The sequence below is a fragment of the Leptospira chreensis genome (assembly GCF_016919165.1).
GTDB lineage: Bacteria > Spirochaetota > Leptospiria > Leptospirales > Leptospiraceae > Leptospira_A > Leptospira_A chreensis.
Window position 1 is genome coordinate 260,545 of record NZ_JAFFPS010000031.1, and the last position, 7,793, is coordinate 268,337.

Here is a 7,793-nt window from a genome sequence, read left to right on the forward strand (position 1 = left end):
GGCGAAGAAGCAAGTTCGTTACGAATTCGTTTTCTCGTCTGCTTTAAACCTTTCAAGGAAGGTATCGGGAATTTTCCACGGCCTGTTCCTTTCAAAATCGAAAAAGAGAGCAGAGAAAATAGCCTCACAAACAAGAGCACCATCCGAGATCCGATACATATTCTGTACGACCTTGCCCTTTATTTTTGACATATCCCGAAATCCTGTTTCGATGCGAACCGCATCGGGATGGTGGAGGGGTTTGTGGTAAGACAACTCAGCCTTTAACATCACCGGCCCGACCTTCTTTTCTCTCATTTCCTGGATGGAAAATCCTTCCTGTTCTAGGGCTTGGATCCTTGCTTCATCAAAATACGATTGATAAACCCCATTGTTGACATGGCCGTTGGCATCCATATGGCTCCAAAGGACGGGGATTTCGGTGGTGTGGGGCATGGGGGGTTGGCTCCTGTTGGGGATAGATTCCCTCAGACCGTTCTGTCTGTAAATCAAAAAACAGACAGAACGGTCTGCAATGATTGACACAATCCCCCCTTCCCCAATACTCAAATCCAATGAAAGGCTCCCCGCGACACCGCATCCTCGAAATTGCAAAAAAACGATTCTACCAACAGGGCTACTACCACACAGGCATCAACCAGCTCATTCGAGAATCCGGAACGGCAAAAGCCTCTTTCTACGACCACTTCCCATCCAAACGAGATTTGGGAATTCGAGTCATCCAAGCCTATGGAGCCGATGTTCTCGTTTGGTTTCGCCAAATTCTACGAGAGTCTCCTACTCCTGATGATTTTATCGCAGAATTGTCCCAGGCTGTTACCATTCAGATGCATGAGGATGCTTCTTATTACCAAGGTTGCCCCATTGCCATTTTTTCCTGCCAATTCCCAGTCGGCGAACAACCATTTAGTGATGAATTCAAATCCATTGTGTTTCGATGGGAAACTATGTTTGCAATGTACATAGGAAGATGGCAAGAAAAAGGTTTATTAGATGAAACGGCCAATGCAATGGAACTTGCACGGGATCTAATCAATATTTACGAAGGAGCGCTCATCAACTGGAGAATTTCATTAAACGAAATTTATGTGAATCGTATGCTCGCTCAGATGAAACAAATACTTGATTTGAAAGCTAAAAAATAGTTCCGCTCTCGCAGTTTTTACGACAAGTTTTCTCTAGTCCTAGGCAACTCCCCGCAAGAGCTGTGAGATCCGCGGCACTATAACTGGGGCTACTAGTTGAAATTTTATAAAAAGCATCATTTCTGAGAAAACATTCGCCTTCAATCGTTGAACATTTGTTACGTTCGTAACAAGCAGATCGAAAAGAAAAAGGTGCACCACAATGAACGAATACTACCAAAGAACAAAAGAGAAAGATTCTTTTCATAAAAATCATAAAGAAATAGTTTCGTTTTCAAATTCCTTTCGGTTTAAGGAAGAGATTGTTTTCAATCCACCCGATAGATTTTGAAATTTCACTTTGCCTTTTAGAGTGATAGGAAGATCAAATAAAATCTCACCAGAAACCACTAACTCCTCACAATAGAGAAGAGAAGGATATTCCTTAAACAAAGAATCAAACTGATGAATTTTTTTATAATGTGTTTCATCCAGAAGCACCAAAATCTCACCAAGGCCTGCGGACTTTCTTTCCTTTGCCATTGTCAGTGAAAAGTCAGAATTGAGCACATAAGCATCCGAACGACGGATGAGATAGTCTTCTGTTTTTTTAACCGGAGCAAACCTGTCTCTCGGAATGATGATTCCTTTGAATTTAGGAAAATTGCCAACGGCACTTCCCATCGCTGTTTCCAATTGGATCACCGCAGTCCCATCCACTTGTTTGGGATTCACAATGAGTGATAAAGAGAAATTCCCTTGATTGAATCTTTCTTTTAAAGCACGAAGATTGATCCAAAGGTTATTAGTAGAGAAGGTTCTAAACTTTCCTAGACCGCTAAATTCGTTTTCATGTTCTTTCGGAACTTGTGCTGTTTCTAACAATTCATATTTGATAAACTTTCCACCGACAGTTTTCCGGTAGATGGCTCCGCCTTTTTTATCAGCGAGAGTTTTCGGAGTCATCTCCATCGCAAAATGAATGTCTTCTTTTAAAAGATAACTCACAATATGTGGATCAACTGTAGCCCCTAAGTTATCTCCATTGGAAAGGAAGGCGATTTCAAAACCTTTGGAAAGTAATTCATCCAAAATCCCTTCCTGTACCATAGTGAAGTAAATATCACCATGACCCGGCGGGCACCAGTTTTCTATTTCGTTTTTGTTTTGGATGGGAGCAAAGGTTTTTGCATCCAAACGAGGAACTTTGTTTTGTAAAAAACTAGTGCGGAGTGTCTGTTTGAATCCGTTTTTCTCTAATTCCTTTTGTGAATCTTTTTGTGTGTTGTAAGAATCCATAAAGATAAGAGGAACATCGATCCCATATTCAGAACGAATGAATTCAATTTGTTTGGACATCACCGCAAGAAAGGACATAGAATCTTTGATGGGGATAAGAGACTTTGCTTTGTCGAGGCCCATACTAGTTCCAAGGCCCCCATTCAATTTAATCACCACCAATTTGGAAAGAAGCTTTAGATCTGTTGGATAAGAAGAATGGATGGATTCTAAAGAGATTTCATCTGTTTTGGGATCCAAATCTCCGACTTCTTCCCAGTGGACCATTCCTGTTTCGCCGTTTCGCACAGCATCTACTTTGGTAATAAAATCGGCAATGAATGCCTCCGATAGGCCGGCAGTCTTCATCGTTTCTCTGATCAATTGATCCGATTTCTGTTTCTCCATATCATTTCCCTTCGTGTGGTTCCCCGAGTTCGATCCTATGTGGTTCTTCCGATACCGCAGGATTCCATAAAAAAAATACGAGGATATTACGGCCGTCTTCCTTCGGAACGGCTACCGTCTCTTTCCTTTCGTATTTTGGCATAAAAACTTCGAAATTGTACATCCAATACTTTCCCTTTTTACGGGCCACTTGCCGGATTCCTTGTTTCAAAGGGTCCTTTTTCGTAAGTTTTCCATAAGGAAGGGGGTATTTTGTTTCCCAAATTTGGGGCAAAAGCTTCGCTGCTTCTTCATAATTCCCCGGATCGGCCAAAAGAACCGCAGGAAAAAAGCCTAAAAGAATAATAAGAGAGAAACTATGACGCATACGATTCTAAAAGGCAATCCTATGTGAGTACGGTAATCGGTCAATTCAGGAATTCTTCTGGCGCTGGAATTGATTTTCATAGACAAGAATTGAGTCAGACAGAATCATTTAATTCATGTTTCGATTCATAGAATATCTGGAACGTTTTTGGGCGTTATTGTCGTTTTATCTTCCCAGCCATTTGTTTGTGGAGAATAATAAGGATAAAAATATATTGATCGTTCCTGGGTTTCTCGCCGGGCGTTCCTACTATTCTAGACTTAAATCCAATTTAGACAACTTGGGATTCAAAGTAGGAATCCTTTCTACCTTGCGAGACCCTTTATCTTTAGAAGAAGCAGTTCAGTATCTTGCGAGCCAAATCCTGACAGCACCTAACGAAGTGACTTTGATTGCTCATAATACGGGTGGGCTTCTCGTTTTGATTTTGCCTGATGAAGCCAGAAGAAAAGTCAAACGCCTCATCACTCTTGGAACTCCCTTTCATGGTTCTGACCGGTTTACAAACACAAGACAGTCGTATTGGGGTTATGAATCCGATTGGGTCAAAACAAATTACAAAAATGCCCTCTTCTTTCCTCTATTCCAACCTCTCTCTGCCATTGAAGATTTTTCCTTCCCGCCGCAAGAGAGCACAGAGTTTGGCCAAGGCCGTGACTTATGGTTTGATATCCCTGGAAATTATAACTTAGTCCGACGAAATGAAAACATTCGTACACTCAGAGAATTTTTAGGCACTCCCAAAGATAGCATCGCCATTCATTCTTCTCCCAAAGCAAATCCTGATTTTGCAGTCCCTAAAAAGATTGAAGTGGATTTTTCAAAGTATGAACCATCGGTTTATAAAAAGAAGCAGAAACAACTGGCAGTAAAGAAGCAGTCGGCAGTGAAAAAAACAACACCAGCCAAAAAATCAAAACCAGTAGCGAAACCAAAAGCAAAGAAAAAGACTAAAAAACGTTAGTGATTTGATTCTAGAAAATTCGATTCAAAAACTGCCCGCCAAACGGCGGACAGTGGCAAATTTGGTCTAGCCGATGGTTAGACTTTCTTTAACTCTTTAATACAAGCAAGGCAGCTGTCCCTACACTCTTTACAGATTGTGTGGTGGTTCGCATGTTTATCACATTCCTTCGCACATGCTTCACAAACTTCAATACATAAGTTAGCTAACTTCTTTGTGAAAGCAGAAGACTGGCTTGCTAGTTTCACAAAAGAATCACATAAACTAATGACCTCTCTTGTACTTACGGCACAAGCCGCGAGTGACTTATCCCCTTTTCCAAGTTCTGTCAAACAATGGCTGAGGCATACCTCAGCAGAAAGTTGGCAATGCATAGCTGCCATCATTGCTTTAGCATACTTTGATTTTCCTGCTGTTGGCATTGTCATCGTAGAATGGTCATGGTCTTCTGCGGAAAGTGTAGATAAAATTCCGGAAACGGCAACTGCCATTCCTGCTTTTTGTAATAATTCTTTGCGATTCATATCGTATAACCTCTGTTAAAATATCAATAAATTTGAAATGTAAAAATCCATTCACCGAAATTCGGTGTGGTCATCTCAAATCAGAAGTCGAACGGTGCGAGTGGGGAAATAAGGAGGAGAACTGCGGAGGCCCGAAACGAACCACTGCCCCGAAGGTTTGTGTAAGGAATGCGGTTGTTTAGAAGCCGTAAATCCATCCCAAACCACAACTTTGACTTGTTTCCAAATCGGGAAGTCAGTCGCACTGGACGACTGGAGTTCTTCATGTATGATGGGACATTCACAAGAGTCAGAGTTGGCAGAATTTTCATCGGACTCTGCCGATTGGTGGCAAGGGGGAACGGAGGCCCGTTCCACAAACTTTTCCGCAGAAGTACAGAATCCGAAAACCGAAGATTTGCATCCTAGATAGGTTAGGAAAATTAGAATGAATCCAATGGCAAACTTTCGTTTCATACTTTCTTACTACAGTGATTAGACGAAACTAATCCTACATCTTAAAATAAATTCTTCAAGCCTTTTCCGGCTACGATAAAAGTTCCAATCGTAGACCCAAATTGGGGAAGGAAAAAAACGAGAAAGATATGGAGGACACGGTTCTTCCAAAATCCCGCCACTGTCTCTGAGTCTTCCGCAATGTGTTCGAAATCTTCCACAAGGGGTTTGCGTAAATACGATTCCGAAAGAGCACTCACCCAACCGGCCTTAAAGATAGGAATAAAAGTTCCAATGGGTGCGGTAATGAAGGCAAGTAGGATGGAGATGGGATGGGCCCAAGCAATGAGTGCCCCGAGAGCCGCAAGTCCACCTTTGATATAAATCAGTTTGGAAAACAAATCCATACCGGCTTCCCCACCTTGGCTCCAAGTAGTGTAACCAATGAGTCCTGCAAAAAACACAGGATATAGAATGATACTAATATTGTCCCACCACTTGCGTTTCGGAACTTCGTCTAACACAGTCAAGTCGTTTGCCTGATGGAGATTTCTTTCAATCCCTGCTAAGTGACCAGCACCTACAACAGCCAAAACTTTTTTGACCGACTTACCTTCTGCCGCTTGGCGAATTTTTTCCGCTAGATACACATCCCTTTCATCGATGATGACATGTTTAACAGACTCATATTTTTTAGGAATTTGCGAGAATAGATCTTTTAGAATGTCATCCGACTTCATCTCTTCAATTTTATCGTCTGAAACATCCTCACGAACAAGAAGCGATGCAAGAAGAGCACTGAAAAGATACATCTTAGAGAAAAAACCTACGTTCCCCCAAGACCTTTTGAGTGTGGTTTGGATTTCCCTGTCGACTGCCACCACCGGTTTCTTAAGCGCACGACCAATAGTGATGGCCTTACGCATTTCATCACCAGGTTTGATATCTTTATTGCCGATTTTTTTCTGAAAAGAAGAAAGGATGAGGCTGGATAAAAGTAACCACATCTTTCTTTCTTTAAATACTTTGAATATATCTAATTTTTTTAAGTAATCGGGATCTTCTACCGACTTCATCCGAGATTCACATAACTCAACACAAATGAGATCGGGTTTGAGTGTGCGGATCATTTTTTCGACTTCATCTACACTTTGTTTGGAAACATGGGCCGTTCCCAGAATGTGGACTTCCGTTTTTCCGATGGTTTGGAAGAGATAAGGTTCCGTTGTTTTGAAACCTTTTTTGGTAGATTTTCTTGGGGGAGTAGTTTTTTTGATTGAACGCATAAGGAAAGGTTACTATCTATAATACCTAAGTAACGGTTCCACTCTCCAGAAACAAGTAGAATGTCTATAAAATCCAAAATCATCAATGTAGGAATAGCTGACATCAAAGTCGGAAAAGATACGGATGTGCTCCGAACTACATTGGGTTCGTGCATAGGAATCGTTTTGTATGATCCTGAGCAAAAAGTGGGAGCCATTTCCCACATCATGCTTGCCAAAGATCCAACAGGTAAAGACGCCACAAAGTTTCCGCATAAGTACGGAGAAACCGCCCTACCCATCCTCATCGAAATGATGAAACAACAAGGATCCAACATTGGTCAATTCTCTTGTCGAATGTTCGGAGGGGCGTCCATGTTTAAGGGAATCAATTCCCAGTTTTTACAGAACATTGGGGAACAGAACATCGCTATTGTCAAAAAATTTATGGAAGAGAAAAAAATCCCTGTCATAGTGGAAGATGTGGCAGGGAACGAAGGAAGAACCATCAGTCTTTACTGTGACGACGGACGTGTTTTGTTAAAAAAAGCTGGTATGGAAAAATACCTTTATAAGGTGCGTTAGGCGAATATGCTAAAATCAAAGGTTGATGAAGTATTACAAGACGTAAATAAACTACCTGCCATTTCGTCGGTTGTGTCTAAGGTTTTGGAAAAACTCCAAAAACCAGATGTAAATATTGCTGACCTTGCACAGGAAATTTCGAAGGACCCGGCCATCACGGCAAACGTGATCAAACTTTCTAATTCTGCTTACTACCGGGCATCCAAACCCATCCGAACTGTCCAAGAGGCGCTTATGACTCTTGGAATCAAAACGGTAAAAGAAATTGTCCTTCTCACAGCAGCGAAAGGCATTTTATCCCAAGATCTAAATAGTTACCAATTGGAAGCGGCACAACTTTGGACTTCTTCACTGCTTGTTGCAGAACTTTCCAGTAAAATCGTACAACATAAAAAACTTAAAATTGATAAGGACCTTGCCTTCACTTCGGGACTCCTTTGTAGTGTTGGTAAAATCGTTCTCGCTCAGTTCTTTAGCCCTGTCATGATGCAAATCAAAACCGATTTAAAAGACAACCAAGAACCCTTCCCTGTTTTAGAGAAAAAATACTTTGGATACACACATATGGAAGTGTCCGAAAATCTTTTGAAACGTTGGAATTTCCCACAAGAACTCACTGATGTTGTGGCAAATTATCTAACCCCAGAGAACTCAAACAATAATCCCCTCCTCACTTCCGTGGTTCATATTGCCAGTATCCTGATTGTGGTTTCTGGAATTGGAATCGATATCGGTGGGGAATCCGTTCCGATTTCTCCTTTTGCGCTCAGTCAAACAGGCGTTACAGAAGCAGATATCGAAACTTATTTTGTTCATATTCCTGATTTACAAGCCGGCCTTGCT

Annotated in this window: 11 protein-coding genes; 4 read left to right on the forward strand and 7 right to left on the reverse strand. The window is 41.4% G+C overall.

Annotation, left to right across the window (positions count from 1 at the left end):
* Positions 1 to 18: 18 nt before the first annotated feature.
* A complete protein-coding gene (locus JWG41_RS10645) occupies positions 19 to 435 on the reverse strand; it encodes an acyl-CoA thioesterase (protein ID WP_205269896.1) in 417 nt (138 codons plus the stop codon).
* A 119-nt stretch (positions 436 to 554) separates the two neighbouring features.
* On the opposite strand from JWG41_RS10645, the gene JWG41_RS10650 reads away from it, so the two are divergent.
* Positions 555 to 1,145 carry a TetR/AcrR family transcriptional regulator gene (locus JWG41_RS10650; protein ID WP_205269897.1) on the forward strand — a complete coding sequence of 197 codons (591 nt, stop codon included), beginning with the start codon at positions 555 to 557 and terminating at the stop codon, positions 1,143 to 1,145.
* Here JWG41_RS10650 and JWG41_RS21290 read toward each other — a convergent pair.
* The 3 genes from JWG41_RS21290 to JWG41_RS10660 are packed head-to-tail and all read right to left on the reverse strand — an operon-like array spanning position 1,135 to position 3,177.
* Entirely contained in the window at positions 1,135 to 1,392 is a 258-nt protein-coding gene (locus JWG41_RS21290) for an LA_0364 family Cys-rich lipoprotein (RefSeq protein ID WP_408611749.1), read from the reverse strand. The genes JWG41_RS10650 and JWG41_RS21290 overlap by 11 nt on opposite strands.
* A gap of 5 nt (positions 1,393 to 1,397) precedes the next feature.
* A complete protein-coding gene (locus JWG41_RS10655) occupies positions 1,398 to 2,810 on the reverse strand; it encodes a UTP--glucose-1-phosphate uridylyltransferase (RefSeq protein WP_205269898.1) in 1,413 nt (470 codons plus the stop codon).
* 1 nt (position 2,811) lies between these two features.
* Positions 2,812 to 3,177, reverse strand: a complete 366-nt coding sequence (locus JWG41_RS10660; protein WP_205269899.1) for a hypothetical protein — start codon at positions 3,175 to 3,177, stop codon at positions 2,812 to 2,814.
* A gap of 115 nt (positions 3,178 to 3,292) precedes the next feature.
* Here JWG41_RS10660 and JWG41_RS10665 point away from each other — a divergent pair, with 115 nt between their 5' ends.
* Positions 3,293 to 4,141: an esterase/lipase family protein gene (locus JWG41_RS10665; protein WP_205269900.1), complete on the forward strand. Its 849-nt coding sequence runs from the start codon at positions 3,293 to 3,295 to the stop codon at positions 4,139 to 4,141.
* A 77-nt stretch (positions 4,142 to 4,218) separates the two neighbouring features.
* On the opposite strand, the gene JWG41_RS10670 is transcribed toward JWG41_RS10665, so the two are convergent.
* The 3 genes from JWG41_RS10670 to JWG41_RS10680 all read right to left on the reverse strand — a co-directional run bounded on the left by JWG41_RS10670 (position 4,219) and on the right by JWG41_RS10680 (position 6,386).
* Entirely contained in the window at positions 4,219 to 4,665 is a 447-nt protein-coding gene (locus JWG41_RS10670; RefSeq protein ID WP_205269901.1) for a four-helix bundle copper-binding protein, read from the reverse strand.
* Positions 4,666 to 4,740: 75 nt separating this feature from the next.
* A complete protein-coding gene (locus JWG41_RS10675) occupies positions 4,741 to 5,121 on the reverse strand; it encodes a hypothetical protein (protein ID WP_205269902.1) in 381 nt (126 codons plus the stop codon).
* A 41-nt stretch (positions 5,122 to 5,162) separates the two neighbouring features.
* Positions 5,163 to 6,386, reverse strand: a complete 1,224-nt coding sequence (locus JWG41_RS10680; RefSeq protein ID WP_205269903.1) for a TraB/GumN family protein — start codon at positions 6,384 to 6,386, stop codon at positions 5,163 to 5,165.
* A 60-nt stretch (positions 6,387 to 6,446) separates the two neighbouring features.
* Here JWG41_RS10680 and JWG41_RS10685 point away from each other — a divergent pair, with 60 nt between their 5' ends.
* Together JWG41_RS10685 and JWG41_RS10690 are read left to right on the forward strand one after the other, a co-directional pair.
* Positions 6,447 to 6,950, forward strand: coding sequence for a chemotaxis protein CheD (locus JWG41_RS10685; protein WP_205269904.1), 504 nt, complete (start codon positions 6,447 to 6,449; stop codon positions 6,948 to 6,950).
* Positions 6,951 to 6,956: 6 nt separating this feature from the next.
* A partial coding sequence (locus tag JWG41_RS10690; RefSeq protein WP_205269905.1) for an HDOD domain-containing protein occupies positions 6,957 to 7,793 on the forward strand: 837 nt, incomplete at its 3' end.